The sequence below is a fragment of the Granulicatella sp. genome (assembly GCF_057274575.1).
Genome location: NZ_DBHISP010000001.1, coordinates 55035 through 75134 on the forward strand (window position 1 = coordinate 55035; position 20100 = coordinate 75134).

Below are 20100 nucleotides of genomic sequence, written 5' to 3' on the forward strand. Positions count from 1 at the left end.
TATGGTAAAATTAGAATAGAGGAGGTGGGTTCATGACTGATATTTCTTTAAAGAATGTTTCGTTTTCTTACTATGGTAGTCTAAGACCTATTTTTAATCAGATAAATTTATCTTTTGATACAAATTGGAAGATAGGGTTGATTGGAAGAAATGGAATCGGTAAAACAACCTTATTAAAAATGATAACGAAGGAATTAGAATATACAGGTGTCATTACAAATAGCACTACATGCTGTTATTTTCCTCCAACGATTAAAAATCATGATTTAACGTGTTTGGAAATATATAGACAAAGTAGCACAGAAGAAGAATGGAAATTTATAAGAGAGCTTAATCTTTTAGGTTTAGATTTAAGTGTTTTGGATCAGCCTTTATCTTTATTATCTCCTGGGGAACGAATGAAAGTTCTTCTTGGAATTCTGTTTACGAAGGAAGATGCTTTTGTATTAATTGATGAACCTACGAATCATCTTGATTCCTTAGGAAGAAAAGTTGTTAGCGAATATCTTCGGCAAAAAAGACAGGGATTTATGGTTATTTCACACGATCGTGAATTTTTAGATGGTTGTATCGATCATGTATTGTCCATTAATCGCAATAGTATAGAAATCCAAAGTGGAAATTACAGTACTTGGTATCAAAATAAACTCCAAAAAGACCAACTAGAATTTTATGAAAATCATAAACTAATAAAGGAAATTAGCCGATTAAAGGATGCTTCGAAGGAAACCAAACAATGGTCCGATCGGATTGAAAACACTAAAAATGGACATAAAATATCGGGAATTAAACCAGATAAGGGATATATTGGGCATCAATCTGCAAAAATGATGAAAAAGTCAAAGAATCTTATAAAACGGCAAGAAAAACTAATTGAAGAGAAAGAACGGCTACTAAAAGATATAGAGATTCAGGAAAACTTGTTTTTGCATCCATTGAATTATCCTAAAAAGGAATTCATAAAAGTGAATCATCTTACTTTTAATTATGGAGATAAAAATATTCTTCAAGATTTTTCTTTTGTGATAAGAAGAGGGGATAGAGTATCGATTAATGGAGCAAATGGCTCAGGAAAAAGTACATTGTTCAAATGTTTGATTGGTAAACTAGAAATTAATCCCACTATGATTTTAAAGCCAAAAGATTTAAAAATTTCCTATGTTCCTCAGGAGATAAAAAATTTAAAAGGAAGTTTTAAAGAATACATTCGTTCAAAAGAAATCGATGAAACACTCTGTAGAACTCTATTGTCAAAACTAAATATTTCAAAAGATTTGTTAGAAAGTGATATCGACTTATATAGTGATGGTCAAAAAAAGAAATTGTTATTATCAATTAGCTTGGCTACAAAAGCTCATTTGTATATATGGGATGAACCTATGAATTATATCGATGTAATTTCTAGGGAGCAAATTGAGAAAGTAATACTGGATAATGATATTACTCTTATATTTGTTGAACACGATAACTATTTCAAAAAGAAGATTGCAAATAAAAATATTGAATTGTAATAAACTAAATAGTTATTAAATTTATTAAAAGAACTATATTATCTAGATTTTTATTCTGAAATTAATGAATACTTGGCAAAGGATAGTAGAAGATAGAGAAGTAAGAAAACGTATTTAAAGAGAACTCATTAATATGAAGAGGAGTATATAATTCTTATGCTACATGTTGGCAAAAGAAGAGTAGTTGTTAGAGTGTTTTTCTCACATAATATAATTCTATCGAGAAAAATTATTTATTAAAAAATCAGGAAGATTGAGTAGTATAGACTCACTTCCTGATTTTATTTTGAGATTAAATTCTCTTTAATTCGTTTCGGTAAACGATTTCATAAAATTTGACTTTCCTATTAAACAAACGTAAAATAGGAATACACGTTTTTAGGGAGGAAAGATATGGATCAAGTGTTTATACGTTCATTTGATGCAATGCTTGAATTACGACATTTTACATCAATTATTTTAGCTTGTATTTGTGGTTTATTAATTGGTTATGAAAGAAAAGCAAGGAATAAACAAGCTGGAGTAAAGACTCACGTGATCGTTTGTCTTACTTCTGCCTTAATGATGATTATTTCTAAAGAAGCTTTTCTAGACACTCCAGATTACGACACTTCTCGTGTGGCTGCTCAAATCGTAAGTGGGATTTCCTTCATTGGTGGTGGTATCATTTTCATGAGGGATAAAAAAATAAGCGGGTTAACAACAGCTGCTGGTATTTGGGCTACTTCTGGGATTGGAATGGCCATTGGTGGAGGATTTTGGTTCTTTGGAATTGTTTGTAGTATCTTTGTTATGTTAATTCAATGGTTAACACATGATTTTACAAAACAGCAGCAGATTTATCAGGCAAGTATTAATGGAACTGTTGGAGATATTTCTCTTGTTCACGATATTTATGAATACTGTAATTTAAAACAATATCAAATCGCAAATGTGGATGTGAAGGATATTGGAGGAAAGTACGAAATTAATATTCAGATAGAGAATGATAAGAGAATCCTAATTGATGATATCGAATCAACTATCAGAGAAAGACATATTGACTTTAAAATTAAAAAGGTCAAGTTTAAATCTTCTGAAAATAATCCGCAATAGTTATAATGAGGCTGGACTACTCCGGTCTCATTTTTTATATTTATTATTGATTAGAAAAGAGTTATTTGTGAGGGAATTGCTATTTTGTTTTTTGGCTGATAAACTTAATTTATATGAGTTAATCATTTGTTAGTTGAAGCTTTCGTAATAATCAAGATAAAGGAGTTAACTATTATGAATAGAGAAGAAATTATTGCGTTGCAACATCAACGTTATGCTACTAAAAAGTTTGATCCAACACGTTGTATTTCTGATGAAGATTGGGCAACCCTTGTCGAAGTAGGACGATTAGCTCCTTCCTCATTAGGGTTTGAACCTTGGAAGATGCTTTTACTCAATAATGAGGGGATGAAACAAGATTTAAAATCAATGGCATGGGGCGCCGTTTCAATGCTCGATGGAGCAAGTCATTTTGTGGTTTATTTGGCTCGTAAAGGTGTAAACTATGAAACAGCTTATATAGAAAAATTAATGCAAGAAGTAAGGCATAGAAGTTATGATCCAAATTCTGCATATGCGCATCGTATTAAGAGTTTCCAGGAAAGTGATGCACATTTAAATGATGAACGTTCACTTTTTGACTGGGCAAGTAAACAAACATATATCCAAATGGCAAATATGATGAATGCAGCGGTTTTGATGGGGATAGATTCTTGTCCGATTGAAGGATATGATAAAGCTAAAGTTGAAGCTTATTTAGAAGAAAAAGGCGTTCTAGATACATCAGAATTTGGAGTATCCGTCATGTGTGCGTTTGGTTATAGAGATGAAGACATTAAACCAAAAGTTCGTTGGAATACAGAAAGTATTTATGAAGTAATTGATTAGAAAAGATATTTCTTAGCAAACGACTACTATCTCAGTACATCAGTAATGAATAATTGCTACTGTACTGAGTTTTTGTTATATGAATATGGAAGAGAACGGAAAAAAGGATTAAAACGTGGTATAATATTCGTTGATTCTATATGAATGATTTTTTGAATGTAAATAGAAAGGATTCGAAACGTATGGCAACAATCCAATGGTTCCCAGGGCATATGGCCAAAGCGCGCAGGGAAGCAACTGAAAAATTAAAACTAGTCGATGTTGTGATTGAAATGGTAGATGCTCGTATTCCAGAATCGAGTCGCAATCCTATTATCGAAGAAATTAAAGGGCAAAAGAAACAGTTAATCTTATTAAATAAAGTTGATTTGGCAGATCCATCTCAAACAAAGCGTTGGAATGATTATTTTACAAGTCAAGGAATTAAAGTTCTTACAACAGAAGCTAAAGATGGAAAAGGCATAAAACAAGTTAAAGCTGCCATTAAGGAATTAATGGCTCCTGTCTTTGAAAAGAATCTGGAAAAAGGAATTCGTCCTAGACCGATTCGTTTAATGGTTCTAGGAATTCCAAATGTAGGAAAATCAACCTTTATCAACCGAATGATTAATAAAAATCAAGCTGAAACAGCAAACCGTCCCGGTGTTACAAAGGGACAACGCTGGTTAAAAATCGGAAATGATTTTGAGTTGCTGGATACTCCTGGAATTCTATGGCCAAAGTTTGAAAGTGAAGAAGTTGGGAATAAATTAGCTCTTACGGGTGCGATTAAAGATGCGCTCCTTCACATGGATGATATTGCACTTTTTGCTCTAAGTCAGTTTAAATTAGATTATCCAGAGTATTTGAAGAAAGCTTATCGTCTAATAGATAGCGATTTAGAACTTTCAAATGTTGATTTATTAATGTTAATTACAAAGAACTTAGGATATAAAGAAGACTATGAGAAGGCAAGTGAACGAATTGTGTTTGATATTCGTTCAGGAAAACTTGGTCGATATACATTAGACCAAGCGCCTATGTCGTTAACGGAGGAAGCATAATGGAAAAACGTTCCATCAAAGAAATTAAATTGATTCTTGAAGAAATTCAAACGTTGTCGGATGAGCGTTTAACAGAACTTCGAGTCGACGATCGTAAAGGAGTTCAAGATTTAATCGCAAAGTTTGAACGTCAATTCGCCAAAAAAGCAGAACGTGCTGCACACTTTGAGGAAATGCAAAGCTTTGAACGTGCAGCCAAACAAAAAGGCTATCGAATGATTGCAGGAATTGATGAAGTGGGTCGCGGCCCACTTGCTGGTCCAGTGGTAGCAGCTGCTGTCATTCTTCCTGAAGGTATGGAAGATATTGGTCTCGATGATTCTAAGAAGTTGAGCGCGAAAAAACGCGAAGAAATCTTTGAAATGATTAAAGAGCAAGCTGTTGCCATTGGTATCGGTATTGTCGATGCATTCACGATTGATAAAATTAATATTTATGAAGCTAGTAAAGTGGCGATGAAGCGAGCGATTGAATTATTGCCTGAACAGCCAGATTATTTATTAATTGATGCGATGAGATTGGATACAGGTATTCCAGAAGAAGGCATTATTAAAGGGGACGCGAAGAGCATCTCGATAGCTGCGGCAAGTATTGTTGCTAAAGAGGTAAGGGACCAAATGATGAAGGATTACGAACAACTGTATCCAGGTTATGGATTTGCACAAAATGCAGGATATGGTACGAAAGCACACATAGAAGGTCTTGAGAAATTAGGTCCGACGCCAATACATCGTATGACATTTGCACCTGTAAAAGAATATCAACAATAAAGTTCCAAAAATAAACTCTTTCTCGTAAATAGTTTTGAAAACTATTTACCGGAAGGAGTTTATTTATGTTATTAACAAAAAGAAAACTATTAATTGGAATAGCGATTAGTGAAACATTGAATAGTAAACAGTTTTATGAGTTATTTAAAAAAATGAATGATGATGTTTCTTTAGATCATCCATTTGTTTTAGGGGATGTAAAATTCAGCTTGCCCGAAGAAACTTCTAAATGGTTAGAGACATTTGATTGGTTAGCTTCTTTTGAAAAGATGAAAGTTGAAAAAGTAAAAGTATTGACCATTTTGGATGCTGTTTATCCAAGAAGGTTAAAAGAAATTTATTTACCTCCAATTGTTCTTTTCTATAAAGGAGAATTGTCTTTGTTAAATGAACGATTAGTCGCTTTAGTAGGTTCTAGAGAACATTCAAACTATGCAAAACAATGTACGAAAATCATTGTACAGGATTTAGTACAGAAGAAAATCGGAATTATTAGCGGTCTAGCTAAAGGAGTGGATTCTTTAGCACACCTTGAATGTTTGAAGGATGATGGGAAAACGATAGCGATTATAGGAAGTGGATTAGATGTTGTATATCCACCTGAAAATGCTAATCTCTATAAAGTAATAGGGGAAAAAGGTCTTATTATTTCTGAATATCCTTTAGGAAGTCGACCTTTGAAGTTTCATTTTCCTTACCGAAATCGCATCATAGCAGGGTTAAGCCATGGTGTTTGTGTAGTAGAAGCTAAAGAGAGAAGTGGAAGTCTAATTACTGCTAATATTGCCTTGAGTGAAAATAGAGAAGTATTTGCTATTCCTGGAAGTATTTTTTCATCACATTCAAAAGGAACTAATCAACTAATTGAAGCTGGAGCTTGTTTAGTTTCTAGCGCTGAAACTATTGATAAAAATCTACATTACTTTCCATAAAAAAACTATAAGAGATAATTTGTTGCCTTGACAAAAAGAATGTGTTTAGATATGATGACAAAAGACAATTTAAACAATCTCGCTAAATACAGGCTTTTTGCCTGATATTTTAATATTAGACAGAGTAATGATGGAAGGAGCCATTTAATGGTGAAGCAAAACTTAGTGATTGTAGAGTCTCCTACAAAAGCTAAAACCATTGAACGCTATTTGGGGAAAAATTTTAAAGTGGTCGCAAGTAAAGGTCACTTAAGAGATTTACCTAAGAGCAAAATGGGTGTAGATATTGAAAATAATTATGAACCTCATTATATTTCGATTCGAGGGAAGGGCGATTTAATTAAGTCTCTTAAAAAGGAAGCAGCCAAAGCAGATGCAGTTTATCTTGCAAGTGACCCGGATAGAGAAGGAGAAGCTATTTCTTGGCATTTAGCGCATTTATTAGGACTTGATTTAAACAAACCTATTCGAGTGGAGTTTAATGAGATTACAAAAGATGCAATTAAAGAAGCATTTAAGAATCCTAGAATGATTGACATGGATTTAGTTGATGCGCAACAAGCACGTCGTATTTTAGACCGCCTTGTGGGTTACACTTTATCTCCTATTTTATGGAAGAAAGTGAAAAAAGGATTGAGTGCTGGTCGTGTTCAAAGTATCGCGGTAAAATTAATTATTGATCGCGAAAACGAAATTAAAGCATTCGTTCCAGAAGAATACTGGACTCTTGAAGGACAATTCAAAAAAGAAAAGAAAGCTTTTGTAGCAAATTATTATGGTACAACTGCTGAGAAAGCGTCTTTAGATAAAGAAGCGACTGTTAAATCAGTTATGAACGAACTTTCTGAGAAGAAACCATTCAAAGTTACTAAAGTAACGAAGAAAGAACGTAGACGCAATCCTGCAGCTCCATTTACAACAAGTAGCTTGCAACAAGATGCGTCAAACCGCTTAAACTTCAGAACGCGAAAAACAATGATGGTAGCTCAACAACTTTATGAAGGGGTATCTCTTGGTCGTAGTGGTTCAGTTGGTTTGATTACGTATATGCGTACAGACTCAACTCGAATTTCAGCATCTGCCCAAAATGAGGCTTCTGAGTTCATTGAGAAAGAGTTTGGTAAAGATTACTGTCTTGCAACTAAACGCACTGTAAAGAATGCTGAAGGCGCTCAAGATGCTCACGAAGCGATTCGTCCTTCATCTGTTCTTCGTACACCGGATTCAATCGCAAGTTATTTAACGAAAGATCAATTAAAATTGTACACCTTAATTTGGTCTCGATTTGTTGCTAGTCAAATGTCTGCAGCTATCTATGACACTGTACAAGTAGACTTAGAACAAAACAATCATGTGTTTAAGGCAAATGGTTCTACAATTAAGTTTGCAGGTTATCAAAAGGTATATCAAGATAATGCAGAAGCGAAAAAAGGAAATGTCCTCCCTGAGATGAAGGTTGGGGATGAAGTTCAATTAGCAAAACTAAACCCTGAACAACATTTCACGCAACCACCTGCACGTTATTCTGAAGCTACTTTAATTAAAACATTAGAAGAAATCGGCGTTGGCCGTCCATCAACATATGCACCAACAATTGAAACAATCCAAAAACGATACTACGTTAAATTAGTTTCTAAACGTTTTGAACCAACGGAACTTGGATATGTTGTTCATCAAATCATCGAACAATACTTCCCAAATATTGTCGATACTCATTTTACGGCTTCTATGGAAGATAATCTTGACCTTGTAGAAGAAGGGGAAGAAGAGTGGGTACAAGTTATCGATAAGTTCTATCAACCTTTTAAAGTGGAAGTAGATAAAGCGGAAGTTGAAATCGAGAAAGTTCAAATTAAAGACGAACCAGCTGGATTTAACTGTGAAAAATGTGGCCATCCGATGGTGATTAAATTAGGTCGCTTTGGTAAATTCTACGCATGTAGTAATTTCCCAGAATGCCATCATACACAAGCCATCGTTAAAGATATTGGGATTACATGTCCAACTTGTGGTAAAGGCAAAGTGATTGAACGTAAATCAAAGAAAAATCGTATCTTCTATGGTTGTGATCGTTATCCTGAATGTGAATTTGTATCATGGGATAAACCAGTGGGACGTAATTGTCCAAAATGCGACCACTACTTAGTAGAGAAAACAGGTCGCGGTGGAAAACAAATTGCATGCAGTAATTGCGATTATAAAGAGGATGTTCAAAAATAAAGGAATGAGCACTTAGAAGAATCTAGGTGCTCTTTAATTTTGCTCTCTACAATAACTGTGCTTTAATTTAAGGACAGTGGTTTATTGACGTTCTTTTCAGAGGGCGATGTCTTTTATCCTGAATAGATGAACTCAGACCTGAGCGTTCGCCTTCGTATCCTGTTGTAGTTGAGCTCGCCATCGCAGAAATGGCGTGCGTTTCCCGAAATATCCTCACGGTCTCATAGTCCGTTACGGTATTCCGGTCCAACGTTCCATTTCTTGGCGCGATGTCTCGCATCCTGTTTAGTTGAACTCGGAAAAGCAGAAACGGCGTCCACTTCCCAAACCATACGCACATCGTTTTTAACGATGTTTGCGTTGGTTAGGTCCAGTGCTCCGTTTCTGAACGCTTTTCCTCATATCCTGTTTATTAAATTTGGTTTAATTGTCGGAAAAATTTTGACAATTCGGTTGAAAGAAAGTGCTTTCTATGCTAAAGTTTATATTAGGAGGAAGATAATGAAGAATGAAGTGCAAGATTTTTTAGCGTATTTAAAAGTTGAACGACGCTATTCACCTGAGACGATTCATGCGTATGAGCGTGATATTCGACATTTCTGCGATTACTTAACAGAAGTTCCAATTACGTCATGGAACGATGTATCTGTTGTTGATGTTCGAATCTATTTAGGAGTTTTACATCGTGAAAACTATAATCGTTCAAGCATTTCCCGCTTTCTTTCAAGTTTACGTTCTTTTTATCATTTCTTGGTAGAACGAAAAGGAGTAGAATCAAATCCTTTTGCGTCAGTCAGTTATAAAAAAGGAAAAATGCGTCTTCCAGAGTTTTTCTATGAAGATGAAATTGAAAAGTTTATCAATTCTATTGATGGAAATCAGTCTTTAGACCAACGTAATAAAGCTCTAGTCGAAGTACTATATGCTACAGGTATGCGTGTCAGTGAGTTAACGAATTTAACTCTTGAGCAATTAGACCTTGAAAATAGCATCATTTTAGTTATTGGTAAGGGATCAAAAGAAAGATATGTACCAATTGGAGATTTTGCTCGGACAGCTTTAGAAACTTATCTTGAAGAAGGACGAAGGGATCTTATGGCTAAAGAAAGGAAGGAGCATCTTTTCGTGTTTGTGAATCATTTAGGGGATCCACTTACAACTAATGGAGTTCGTTATATTTTAGAAAAAATAATTCAAGAAAGTGGACTAACTTTAAAGATTCATCCACATATGCTAAGACATACGTTTGCAACGCATTTGTTGAATAATGGTGCGGATATGAGAACAGTTCAGGAACTTTTAGGGCATGTAAGTCTTAGTTCAACTCAGATTTATACACATGTGACAAAAGAAGCTCTTCAACAAAATTACCAATTATATTTTCCAAGGTCTAAAGCTGGGAAGAACGAATTTGACGCTAGTGCCTTTAATAAGAATAACGGAGGAAAATCATGACTACAATTTGTGCAGTAAAAAAAGATAACCAAGTTGCTATGGCTGGTGACGGTCAAGTGACAATGGGTGAAAAAGTGATAATGAAGGGGACCGCTCGTAAAATCCGTCGTATTTTTGACAATCAAGTACTGGTGGGATTTGCAGGTGGTGTAGCAGATGCAATCACTTTAGAAGAAATGTTTGAAGATAAACTTAAACAATTCAAAGGGAACTTACAACGTGCAGCTATTGAAATGGCGAAACAATGGAGAAGTGACCGCGGTTTACAAAAATTAGAAGCGATGTTAATCGTAATGAATAAAGAACAAGTGTTACTCGTTTCAGGAACAGGAGAAGTCATTGAACCAGATGATGGTATTCTAACAATCGGTTCTGGTGGTAACTTCGCTTTATCAGCTGCTAGAGGTCTCCTAAGATTTGGGGATTCGAATTTAACAGCAGAAGATATTGCTCGTGAAAGTTTAAAAATCGCTTCAGAGATTGATATTTTTACAAATGATAATATCATTACTGAAACGTTGGCGTAAGGAAGTGGAAGTATGCAAGCAAATATTAGTAAAACACCTAGAGAAGTTGTATCTGAATTAGATCAATTCATCGTTGGGCAACAGGATGCAAAACGAGCGTTAGCGGTGGCTCTTCGAAATCGTTACCGTCGTCTATTATTAGATGAAGAAATGAAAAAGGAAGTCACTCCTAAAAATTTATTGATGATTGGTCCTACTGGGGTTGGTAAAACCGAATTGGCTCGTCGTCTTGCTAAATTAGTTGATGCACCATTTGCAAAAGTCGAAGCAACTAAATTTACCGAAGTGGGTTACGTCGGGCGTGATGTAGAATCGATGGTTCGTGATTTAGTTGAAAATGCGATTCAAATTGTAACTAAACTAAAACAAGAAGAAGTAAAACCACAAGCTTTTGATAAGGCTGTTAAAAAGCTTGCGAAGATTTTAAAACCTGGAATCATGAAGAAAGTATCGAACCCACAACAAGATTCACTCTTCAATATGTTCCAACAAATGGGCATTCAAAATCCTGGATTAGAACCTGAAATGAAGGAAGAAGTCACAGAAGAAATTGCTCAAAGTCGTCGTGATATTGAGCAACAATTAAGAAATGGAGTACTTGATTCAAAAGAAGTAACGATTGAATTAACAGAGAAACCAATGCGGATGGCAGGGGCTGGTAACCAAATGGAGCAAATGATGCAAATTCAATCCGTTCTTGATCAGATGACTCCTAAGAAGAAAATTAGCCGAACTGTGACAGTAAAAGAGGCTTTAGAACTATTAACAGAAGAAGAAGCCAATCATTTAATCAATCAAGAAGATATGCATGCAGAAGCTTTAAAACTGGCTGAAACTTCAGGAATTATCTTTATCGATGAAATTGATAAGATTGCTGCCAAAGGTCAAAACGGAGGGGAAGTCTCAAGGGAAGGAGTACAAAGAGATATTTTACCAATCGTTGAGGGGAGCCAAGTGAATACGAAATACGGCGTGATTAATACAGACCATATTTTGTTTATTGCTTCTGGGGCATTCCATGTGGCTAAACCAAGTGATTTAATGCCCGAGCTACAAGGGCGATTCCCAATTCGTGTTGAATTACAAGATTTATCAAAAGAAGATTTTGAACGCATTTTAATGGAACCTAAAAACGCATTATTAAAACAGTATAAGGCATTACTTGCTACAGAAAATGTGGAAGTCATTTTCACAAAAGAAGCTGTTTCAAAATTGGCTGAGATTGCTTTCGAAGTGAACAGTACAATGGAAAATATTGGTGCACGTCGTCTTCACACTATTTTAGAAACTGTATTAGAAGAATTATTGTTCGAAGCACCAACGATGCAAATGGGAAGCATTCAAATAACCGGACAATATGTAGAAAGTAAATTAAATGCGATTCGAGAGGATCAGGATTTAACTAAATACATTTTATAAAAAAGGAGAATATACTCATGCGTAAAGTTTTAGCTGATTTAAGGAAGATTAATGAAATTGTCCAGTATGATAATATTTGGAGAGATTCTGAAACAGCAGATTTACCATTTAATAAACTAACAAAAATTTTGGGAACTCTTTTGAAAGTTGATTTATATATCGCATCAAGCGATGGAAGATTGTTAGGTATTCATGATGAATTTCAGGTAAATAACGATCGTATGAAGGAGTATAAAAATAGTAGACAATTTCCAGATTTCTATATGGAAGGATTAACAGCTTTAAAATTCACGAAGGAAAATATACCAGTAACAGATGAACTAACGATTTTCCCAGTTGAATTACATGATAATTTCAAGAATGCAATGACCACAATCATTCCAATTTTTGCTTCAGGGATTCAATTAGGATTTGTAGTGATGGGGAAGGATGAAGAACCTTTTTCAACCGACGATCTTATTTTGGCTGAACATGCAGGAACAGTAATTGGAACAGAAATGTTACATTGGTATACAAGAAAAATTGAACAAGAGAAGAGGGAACAACAAAATGTTCATTTAGCTCTTAGTTCGTTATCTTATAGTGAATTAGAAGCCATTAAGGTGATTGTTCAATTGTTTGATGGCATGGATTTAAGATTCACTGCTTTAAAAATCGCGAAAGAGTATAATATTACTCGTACAGTAATTGTAAATGCTATTCGTAAACTTGAATCGGCGGGGATTATTGAAAGTCGCAGCCTTGGAACTAAAGGAACCTATATAAAAATAAAAAATCAAAATATCAAAAATTCCTTATTAGCTGAATTAAAACATTCATAAATTAGAGGCGATTACATGAATAACATTTCTTTAGAAAATAAATTTTTAAAGGTCAGAGTAAAACTTTTTGGGGCAGAACTAACTTCTGTATTTGATAAAGAGACCCATACGGAATATATGTATCAACCAGATGGAATTCATTGGAATAAACAATCTCCAATTTTGTTTCCAAATATTGGTGCTATTCGAAATAATTCTTTTTCCTACAAAGGAAATGATTACGAAGCTAGGAAACATGGTTTTGCTCGTGACTATGCGTTTAAGTTAGAGGATAATGGAAGTGATTTTGCCACTTTCTTACTCACGAATGAGATGATCGAGGAAAACTATCCTTTCGATTTTCAATTGCGTCTAAAATATACTTTAAATGGTCGTCAATTAGATATGAGTTATTTCGTTACTACCGAAAATTCTGAAATGTATTTTGCAATTGGTGGCCATCCAGCATTCCGTGTACCAATTGAAGAGGGTTTGTCGTTTGAAGATTATCGAATCCAATTAGATTCGGAAAGTTCGATTCATAAACTAGAATTAGAGATTCCATATCTTGCTTCGCTAGAAGGAATTTCGTATCCTGAAAGCGAATTTCAATTACACCATGATTTATTTACGAATGATGTATTATTATTTAAATCAAATTCCTCGCATTTTAAAGGTAAATTGTATTCTCCAAAAGGGAATAGAAGCGTTACCGTACTCTTAAACGGGATTGGGGCGTTAGGAGTATGGACTATGCCTGATGATTCTCCTTTTATTTGCTTTGAACCTTGGGATGGGTATCCAGACTTGGCGAATAATTTTACGCAGAATTTAGAAGAAAAAAAGAATGTCTTGCGAATCACAAACAAGACACCTTATCAATCTACAGCAAGCTTTATTTTCGAGTAAACGAAAAGACACTAAGTGATTACTTAGTGTCTTTATTTTTTTGTTCCCAAGGCATTGGAACTTTATTTTCCGTTCCATTTAAAATTCTTTGGATATTAGAACGGTGTCGATAAATGATAAAAATATTAATTGCAAGTGCAAAAAGTGTTAGTGTCCAATCATTGAATAGTAACGAAAGGAATACTCCCAAAGTGATAGTAACCATAGCAGTAAGGCTAACCATTCGTGTAATTGCAAGTAATACTAAGAAAATGATAAGTCCATATAAAAGTAACAATGGTTGGTAAGCCAAAATCATTCCAGCAAAAGTAGCAACCGCTTTTCCTCCTTTGAATGAAGCAAAAATGGGGAAAGTGTGACCAATAACTGCAAATGAGGCAATCCATAATGGAGAAATATCAGGTTGCTTAAATATAGTTAAAGCAAGAATCATTGCTAAGAATCCTTTAAAGATATCACAGAATAATACTAAAGAACCCGCTTTTTTCCCTAAAACACGAAATGCATTTGTTGACCCTAAATTTCCACTTCCAAATTGGCGAATATCTTTTTTAAAGAAATACTGCCCAACCCATAATCCAGATGGAATCGAACCAAGTAAGTATGCCACCATGGCACCAATTATAAATGTAAATGACATTTGTTTGACTTCTCCTTTTAAAAACAGTCTAGAAACAGTTTAACACAAAAACATTTTAACTTACAATTCTAATAAGAAATGTTATTATAACGCTATTTATGGAGGGTATTCTTGCGAAAATATTTAAAAACAAGTATTATAGATGGGATGATGAAAAAAGGAGAGTATTAAATGAGCAAAGTGACGAATCAGTATAATGATGATGCGATTCAAGTTTTAGAAGGTCTTGAAGCTGTTCGTAAACGTCCTGGGATGTATATTGGATCAACTGATCATCGTGGACTTCATCACTTAGCGTATGAAATTGTTGATAATGCAGTTGATGAGGCATTATCAGGTTACGCTACAAAAATTGAAGTAACAATTCATAAAGATCAATCACTTTCAGTAAAAGATAATGGTCGTGGAATGCCCACTGGGAAACATGCCTCTGGAATTCCCACAATTCAAGTTATCTTTACTGTATTACATGCTGGTGGTAAATTCGGTCAAGGTGGATATAAGACATCAGGTGGTCTTCACGGTGTTGGGGCATCTGTTGTTAATGCATTATCAGATTGGTTAGCCGTAGAAGTTTTACGAGATGGAACATTATACAAACAATCGTTTAAAAATGGTGGTGAACCAGTCGGGACCGTTAAAAAAGAAAAAACGAGTCGTCGTGGATCAGGGACAACAGTAACATTTTCACCAAGTGATAAGACTTTTTCAACAACGAATTGGTCTTATGAGACTTTGGCAGAACGTTTAAGAGAATCCGCGTTCTTATTAAAAGGACTTACAATCGTTCTTACAGATGAACGTACTGGGGAATCAGAAACGTTTCATTATGAAGAAGGAATTCGAGATTTCATTCAATATTTAAATGAAGAAAAAGATACATTATCTCCAGTAGTTGATTTTGACAGCACAGTGGATGGTGTTGAAACCGAATTTGCATTCCAATATAACGATGGCTATTCAGAAACGATTTTATCTTTTGTAAATAACGTTCGTACAAAAGACGGTGGAACTCATGAAGTGGGAATGAAGAGTGCCTTAACAAAAGCGTTCAACGAATATGCAAGAAAAATTGGTCTTTTAAAAGAGAAAGATAAAAACCTTGAGGGTAGCGACGTCCGTGAAGGATTAACTGCTATCATTTCGCTCCGTATTCCTGAAGAGATTCTTCAATTTGAAGGACAAACGAAAGATAAATTAGGTACACCTGTTGCACGTGGGATTGTGGATAATACAATTTCTGAACAATTAGGTTTCTTCTTAACGGAGAATGGGGAAATTGCGCAAGAATTAATCCGTAAAGCGATTAAAGCTCGTGAAGCTCGTGAAGCGAGTCGTAAAGCTCGTGAAGAGAGCCGTAATGGTAAGAAGGGCAAGAAGAAAGAAACGCTTCTTTCTGGTAAATTAACGCCTGCGCAAAGCAAGAACCCTAAGAAGAACGAACTCTACTTAGTAGAGGGGGACTCTGCCGGTGGTTCTGCTAAACAAGGTCGTGATCGTAAGTTCCAAGCGATTCTTCCATTACGTGGTAAAGTAATCAATACAGAAAAAGCATCGATTTCAGACATTCTTAAGAACGAAGAAATCAATACGATTATTTATACAATTGGTGCTGGTGTTGGTAGTGACTTCAAGATTGAAGATTGTAACTATGACAAGATTGTCATTATGACCGATGCGGATACTGATGGGGCACATATTCAAGTCTTGCTGTTAACATTTTTCTATCGTTATATGAAACCATTGATTGAAGCAGGAAAAGTTTATCTTGCATTACCACCTTTATATAAGATTTCTAAAGGAACTGGTAAAAAACAAGTCGTTGAGTATGCGTGGACAGAAAAAGAACTTGAAGAAAAAACTAAACTAGTCGGAAAAGGCTACTTATTACAACGTTATAAAGGTCTTGGGGAAATGAATGCAGACCAATTATGGGATACTACAATGAACCCAGATACAAGAACCTTAATTCGAGTTGTAATCGATGATAAAGCACAAGCAGAACGTCGTGTCAGCACATTGATGGGGAATAAAGTTGAACCTCGTCGTAAATGGATTGAACGTCATGTTGAGTTTGGGTTAGAAGAAGATAAAAGTATTCTAGAATCGGACGTAAACGCGATTAGCACAACCGCTAGCGCGAAAAAAGAGGAAAAGAAACCATCAGTTAAGAAAAATGAAACAACGATCGATCATGTAGAACAATTGTCGTTATTAGGAGAGGAGGAATAGTATGAGTCAAATTCAAGACATTCAAGAATTGAATCTTGAAGATGTAATGGGTGACCGATTTGGACGTTATTCAAAATACATTATCCAAGACCGTGCTCTTCCTGATATTCGTGATGGTTTAAAACCAGTACAACGTCGTATTTTATATGCGATGTCGATCGATGGAAATACAAGTGATAAACAATTCCGTAAATCAGCCAAAACAGTCGGGAACGTAATTGGTAATTTCCACCCACACGGCGACTCATCAGTATATGAAGCGATGGTTCGTATGAGTCAGGACTGGAAACTCCGCGATGTACTAATTGAAATGCACGGGAATAACGGTAGTATGGACGGAGACCCTGCTGCTGCGATGCGTTACACGGAAGCTCGTCTTTCTAAAATTTCAGAAGAATTGTTACGTGATTTAGATAAAGAAACAGTAGAATTTGTTTTAAACTTTGATGATACAGAAGAAGAACCAACTGTACTTCCTGCGCGTTATCCAAATCTTCTTGTAAACGGAGCAACAGGGATATCAGCAGGTTATGCCACAGAAATTCCTACTCATAACTTAGGTGAGGTCATTGATGCTACCATTCATGCGATCGACCATCCTAAGGCAACAGTAAAAGAACTCATGCAGTTTGTGAAAGGTCCGGATTTTCCTACAGGAGGAATTATTCAAGGACTTGAAGAGTTGGAACAAGCGTATGAAACTGGACGCGGTAAAGTAGTGATTCGTTCGAAAACGAAAATCGAACCGATTAAAGGTGGAAAATCGCAAATCATTATTTCAGAGATTCCTTATGAAGTAAACAAAGCTTTACTAGTAAAGAAAATTGATGAAATTCGCTTGAATAAGAAGATTGACGGGATTGCTGAAGTAAGGGATGAATCTGACCGTACAGGGCTTCAAATCGTTGTTGAATTGAAGAAGGAAGCCAATGCAGAAGGGATTCTAAACTACTTATTGAAGAATACAGATTTACAAGTGAACTATAACTTCAATATGGTCGCTATCGATGAGCGTCGTCCAGTACAAGTAGGATTAAAAACAATTCTAACTTCGTATATCAACTTCCAAAAAGAAGTGATTACGAGACGTACGCAATATGATTTGAAGAAGGCTCAAGATCGTCTTCATATCGTTGATGGTTTGATGAAGGCTTTATCGATTTTAGATGAAGTCATCGCATTAATCCGTAACAGTAAAGACAAGAAACATGCAAAAGAACGTTTGGTGGAGACGTATGACTTCACAATGATCCAAGCAGAAGCGATTGTAAGCTTACAATTGTATCGTTTAACGAATACGGATATTACAATTCTTCAAAATGAAAAACTCGATTTAAATGAGCAAATCGCAACGTTCTTAAGTATCTTAAAATCTGAAAAAACTCTTCTTCAAGTAATGAAGAGTGAACTTCGTGATTTAAAGAAGAAGTACGCAACTCCTCGTTTAACGCAAATTCAAGCTGAAATTGAAGAGATTAAGATTGAAACTGAAGTGTTAGTCGCTGAAGAAGAAGTCTATGTTGTCGCTACAAAACAAGGGTACTATAAACGTGTTAGCCCACGTTCATTTGCTTCAAGCGCTCCAGAAGAAAACGGGATGCGTGAAGGAGACGAAGTCATTCTTTGTCAAAAAGCTTCAACGTTAGACAACTTAATTCTATTTACTTCAAAAGGAAATTACTTACACTTACCAGTGCATGAAATTCCGGAAGCGAAATGGAAAGATGTGGGGAACCATTTAAGTCAATCCATTTCTTTAGGTAGCAACGAAGTCATTCTAACTGGATTCGTCAAAGCTAAAGATAGTGATGAGTCTTATAAAGATTGGACGGCTGTCTTCTTTACAAAAGATGGTTTAGTAAAACAAACCTTATTTAATGAGTTTAATACTTACCGTGGATATAAAACTCGTACAAGTAATGCAATGAAACTAAAGACTACAACGGATGAAGTAGTTAAAGTAGTTGTTACAAATCCAGAAGGCTTAGAAGTATTTATCGTAACGCACTGCGGATTTGGCTTACGTTATGAATTAAGCGAAATTCCAGTCGTTGGTACTGTTGCCAGCGGTGTGAAAGCAATTAACCTTCGTAAAGAAGACTTTGTTGCTGGAGCGATGGTTTACTCGTTAGAACATAAAGTTGTTTCTTCTTTCCTTACAACACAACGTGGGGCAGTTAAACGATTTAATGTATTAGAAATTTCAATGCTCACACGTGCAAAACGTGGATTGATGGTTTTACGTGAATTGAAGACAAAACCTCATCGTGTCGTATTCATGGATGGAGAAATCACTTCAAACAATGAATACACAATCGTTGCCGGAAATGGCGAAACAAAAGTCGTCAGACCAATGGATTTAACACTTGTAGATCGTACAAGTAATGGATCTGCGCTTCTAGGGGATAACGATCAAGAAGTAAAGGCTGTTTTAGCAAACTTTGATTACAGTTCATTGAAAGAACAATAAACATTATAAAAAGGACTTGCCAATTAATTGGCAAGTCCTTTTAGTTTAGAAATTTATTTCAGTTGAATATTGAGAAACAGCATTCCAAAGCAGGTATTCTGTTACTCCAGCTTCATTTAGTGCTTGAATTTCTTTACTGATAACATCTGCCGTGTAGAGTTGATAATTTCCTTTACCAAGAAAATCTGCTGTGAAAGCTTGAATCCATGGCCTTGAGATTGGGGAAGGGTTTAATGTCTTAATATAACCTTTTTCAATTACCATATATCTTTTAACGATTTCATAAGGGTCTTTATCAGGATCTTTTACTCCTAAAGCATAATTGACCCAGTGGCTTGGAAAAATCATTGGAGAAACAACATCCACTTTATCGGCAATATTGACAAATTTTTGTCCAATACCACCGATTTTAGATTCAGTAATAGCATGCGCTAAAATATCAGCTGATAAATGAACACCATATGGTTGAAGTTTCTCACGAATATAAGTTACAAAGTCTGTGATAGCAGCAATACGTGCTTCATCATCATTTTTGATATGTGCATAATCACCTTTGTCAAAGACTAAATCATCTGAAACAGTCTCAAATCCAAGAGGAAAACGAACATAATCAAGTTGGATATCTTTAAATCCAGCTTTAGCAGCTCCAATAGCTATCTCTGCGATATATTCCCAATTTGATTTTATAAATGGATTTAGAAAAGTTTCTCCTTCGTCCGTATACCAAAGTTGTCCCAATGCATTCTTAAATGATAAATTAGGATTTTCTTTAGGGATGAAACGATCACCGAAACACACAATTCTTGCAATCGGATAAATTTGTTCTTTTTCTAAGCGCTTTAGAAGAGCAGTAGTATCTGGAACTTCATTTACAGTATGATTCTTAATAGTCTCATTTGTAGTTTCAAGAGGCATTGTAATTTTCCCGTATCCATCTCTAACATCTATTACAAGAGAGTTAATCGGAGTTGATTTTACGAACTGAATCATATTTTCTAACTCTTTACCTTTAGCTCTAAAGGCCTGTAAATAAACTCCTTTAACGCCATCAGCAGGATATGGGATGGATATCCCTGAGTCATAAATTCTTTCTTGGGGAATATTAACAGGAACACGAAGTAAACTATTACTTCTAAGATTCAACTTACTTTCTGCAGCTTCCTGGGCACTTGCATTGTTATTAGAAACAAATAAAGTACTAAGAGACATCGCACAAGCAAAACCTGAAATTAAAAATCTTTTTTTCATA

Annotated in this window: 16 protein-coding genes; 14 read left to right on the forward strand and 2 right to left on the reverse strand. The window is 35.2% G+C overall.

The genetic code is table 11. The features are described 5' to 3' along the window. Nucleotides 1-32: 32 nt before the first annotated feature. The 12 genes from abc-f to ACO5V7_RS00325 all read left to right on the forward strand — a co-directional run bounded on the left by abc-f (nucleotide 33) and on the right by ACO5V7_RS00325 (nucleotide 13509). Nucleotides 33-1511, forward strand: a complete 1479-nt coding sequence (abc-f, locus tag ACO5V7_RS00270) for a ribosomal protection-like ABC-F family protein (protein ID WP_485484609.1) — start codon at nucleotides 33-35, stop codon at nucleotides 1509-1511. Nucleotides 1512-1904: 393 nt separating this feature from the next. Further along, entirely contained in the window at nucleotides 1905-2606 is a 702-nt protein-coding gene (locus ACO5V7_RS00275) for an MgtC/SapB family protein (RefSeq protein ID WP_005605428.1), read from the forward strand. A 174-nt stretch (nucleotides 2607-2780) separates the two neighbouring features. Then, the gene (locus ACO5V7_RS00280) at nucleotides 2781-3434 is read left to right on the forward strand and encodes an NAD(P)H-dependent oxidoreductase (RefSeq protein ID WP_485484610.1); all 654 of its coding nucleotides are present in this window, start codon (nucleotides 2781-2783) and stop codon (nucleotides 3432-3434) included. Between the two features lie 182 nt (nucleotides 3435-3616). Further along, a complete protein-coding gene (gene ylqF, locus ACO5V7_RS00285) occupies nucleotides 3617-4477 on the forward strand; it encodes a ribosome biogenesis GTPase YlqF (RefSeq protein WP_485484611.1) in 861 nt (286 codons plus the stop codon). Continuing rightward, on the forward strand, nucleotides 4477-5247 hold the full coding sequence (locus ACO5V7_RS00290) for a ribonuclease HII (protein WP_485484612.1): 771 nt from the start codon (nucleotides 4477-4479) through the stop codon (nucleotides 5245-5247). Before ylqF ends, ACO5V7_RS00290 begins: the two co-directional genes overlap by 1 nt. A 65-nt stretch (nucleotides 5248-5312) precedes the next feature. Next, nucleotides 5313-6179, forward strand: coding sequence for a DNA-processing protein DprA (gene dprA / locus ACO5V7_RS00295; RefSeq protein WP_485484613.1), 867 nt, complete (start codon nucleotides 5313-5315; stop codon nucleotides 6177-6179). Between the two features lie 147 nt (nucleotides 6180-6326). Further along, nucleotides 6327-8399: a type I DNA topoisomerase gene (topA, locus tag ACO5V7_RS00300; protein WP_485484614.1), complete on the forward strand. Its 2073-nt coding sequence runs from the start codon at nucleotides 6327-6329 to the stop codon at nucleotides 8397-8399. A 501-nt stretch (nucleotides 8400-8900) separates the two neighbouring features. Then, nucleotides 8901-9854 carry a tyrosine recombinase XerC gene (gene xerC, locus ACO5V7_RS00305; RefSeq protein ID WP_485484615.1) on the forward strand — a complete coding sequence of 318 codons (954 nt, stop codon included), beginning with the start codon at nucleotides 8901-8903 and terminating at the stop codon, nucleotides 9852-9854. Then, complete coding sequence (hslV, locus tag ACO5V7_RS00310; RefSeq protein ID WP_070444919.1) at nucleotides 9851-10381, forward strand: HslVU peptidase proteolytic subunit; 531 nt, start codon at nucleotides 9851-9853, stop codon at nucleotides 10379-10381. Before xerC ends, hslV begins: the two co-directional genes overlap by 4 nt. Before the next feature lie 12 nt (nucleotides 10382-10393). Further along, on the forward strand, nucleotides 10394-11800 hold the full coding sequence (gene hslU / locus ACO5V7_RS00315) for an ATP-dependent protease ATPase subunit HslU (protein WP_485484616.1): 1407 nt from the start codon (nucleotides 10394-10396) through the stop codon (nucleotides 11798-11800). 17 nt (nucleotides 11801-11817) lie between these two features. Continuing rightward, nucleotides 11818-12621 carry a GTP-sensing pleiotropic transcriptional regulator CodY gene (gene codY, locus ACO5V7_RS00320; RefSeq protein ID WP_485484617.1) on the forward strand — a complete coding sequence of 268 codons (804 nt, stop codon included), beginning with the start codon at nucleotides 11818-11820 and terminating at the stop codon, nucleotides 12619-12621. A 15-nt stretch (nucleotides 12622-12636) separates the two neighbouring features. Then, nucleotides 12637-13509 (forward strand): aldose 1-epimerase family protein, encoded by an 873-nt coding sequence (locus ACO5V7_RS00325; protein WP_485484618.1) that lies wholly within the window; start codon nucleotides 12637-12639, stop codon nucleotides 13507-13509. 19 nt (nucleotides 13510-13528) lie between these two features. Here ACO5V7_RS00325 and plsY read toward each other — a convergent pair whose 3' ends face one another. Beyond that, complete coding sequence (gene plsY, locus ACO5V7_RS00330) at nucleotides 13529-14149, reverse strand: glycerol-3-phosphate 1-O-acyltransferase PlsY (protein ID WP_485484619.1); 621 nt, start codon at nucleotides 14147-14149, stop codon at nucleotides 13529-13531. A gap of 171 nt (nucleotides 14150-14320) precedes the next feature. On the opposite strand from plsY, the gene parE reads away from it, so the two are divergent. Continuing rightward, complete coding sequence (gene parE / locus ACO5V7_RS00335; RefSeq protein WP_485484620.1) at nucleotides 14321-16381, forward strand: DNA topoisomerase IV subunit B; 2061 nt, start codon at nucleotides 14321-14323, stop codon at nucleotides 16379-16381. Between the two features lies 1 nt (nucleotide 16382). Beyond that, on the forward strand, nucleotides 16383-18851 hold the full coding sequence (gene parC, locus ACO5V7_RS00340) for a DNA topoisomerase IV subunit A (protein WP_485484621.1): 2469 nt from the start codon (nucleotides 16383-16385) through the stop codon (nucleotides 18849-18851). Between the two features lie 45 nt (nucleotides 18852-18896). Here the strand turns inward: parC and ACO5V7_RS00345 are convergent, their stop codons facing one another. Next, complete coding sequence (locus ACO5V7_RS00345) at nucleotides 18897-20099, reverse strand: putative glycoside hydrolase (protein ID WP_485484622.1); 1203 nt, start codon at nucleotides 20097-20099, stop codon at nucleotides 18897-18899. Between the last annotated feature and the right edge of the window lies 1 nt (nucleotide 20100).

Bases quoted from the DNA above. Each gene is read 5' to 3' on its own strand.
- parE (WP_485484620.1), top strand. From the start codon at position 14,321: ATGAGCAAAGTGACGAATCAGTATAATGATGATGCGATTCAAGTTTTA.
- xerC (WP_485484615.1), top strand. From the start codon at position 8,901: ATGAAGAATGAAGTGCAAGATTTTTTAGCGTATTTAAAAGTTGAACGA.
- ACO5V7_RS00280 (WP_485484610.1), top strand. From the start codon at position 2,781: ATGAATAGAGAAGAAATTATTGCGTTGCAACATCAACGTTATGCTACT.
- hslU (WP_485484616.1), top strand. From the start codon at position 10,394: ATGCAAGCAAATATTAGTAAAACACCTAGAGAAGTTGTATCTGAATTA.
- ACO5V7_RS00325 (WP_485484618.1), top strand. From the start codon at position 12,637: ATGAATAACATTTCTTTAGAAAATAAATTTTTAAAGGTCAGAGTAAAA.
- topA (WP_485484614.1), top strand. From the start codon at position 6,327: ATGGTGAAGCAAAACTTAGTGATTGTAGAGTCTCCTACAAAAGCTAAA.
- hslV (WP_070444919.1), top strand. From the start codon at position 9,851: ATGACTACAATTTGTGCAGTAAAAAAAGATAACCAAGTTGCTATGGCT.
- plsY (WP_485484619.1), bottom strand. From the start codon at position 14,149: ATGTCATTTACATTTATAATTGGTGCCATGGTGGCATACTTACTTGGT.
- abc-f (WP_485484609.1), top strand. From the start codon at position 33: ATGACTGATATTTCTTTAAAGAATGTTTCGTTTTCTTACTATGGTAGT.
- ACO5V7_RS00275 (WP_005605428.1), top strand. From the start codon at position 1,905: ATGGATCAAGTGTTTATACGTTCATTTGATGCAATGCTTGAATTACGA.
- ylqF (WP_485484611.1), top strand. From the start codon at position 3,617: ATGGCAACAATCCAATGGTTCCCAGGGCATATGGCCAAAGCGCGCAGG.
- dprA (WP_485484613.1), top strand. From the start codon at position 5,313: ATGTTATTAACAAAAAGAAAACTATTAATTGGAATAGCGATTAGTGAA.
- codY (WP_485484617.1), top strand. From the start codon at position 11,818: ATGCGTAAAGTTTTAGCTGATTTAAGGAAGATTAATGAAATTGTCCAG.
- ACO5V7_RS00290 (WP_485484612.1), top strand. From the start codon at position 4,477: ATGGAAAAACGTTCCATCAAAGAAATTAAATTGATTCTTGAAGAAATT.
- parC (WP_485484621.1), top strand. From the start codon at position 16,383: ATGAGTCAAATTCAAGACATTCAAGAATTGAATCTTGAAGATGTAATG.
- ACO5V7_RS00345 (WP_485484622.1), bottom strand. From the start codon at position 20,099: ATGAAAAAAAGATTTTTAATTTCAGGTTTTGCTTGTGCGATGTCTCTT.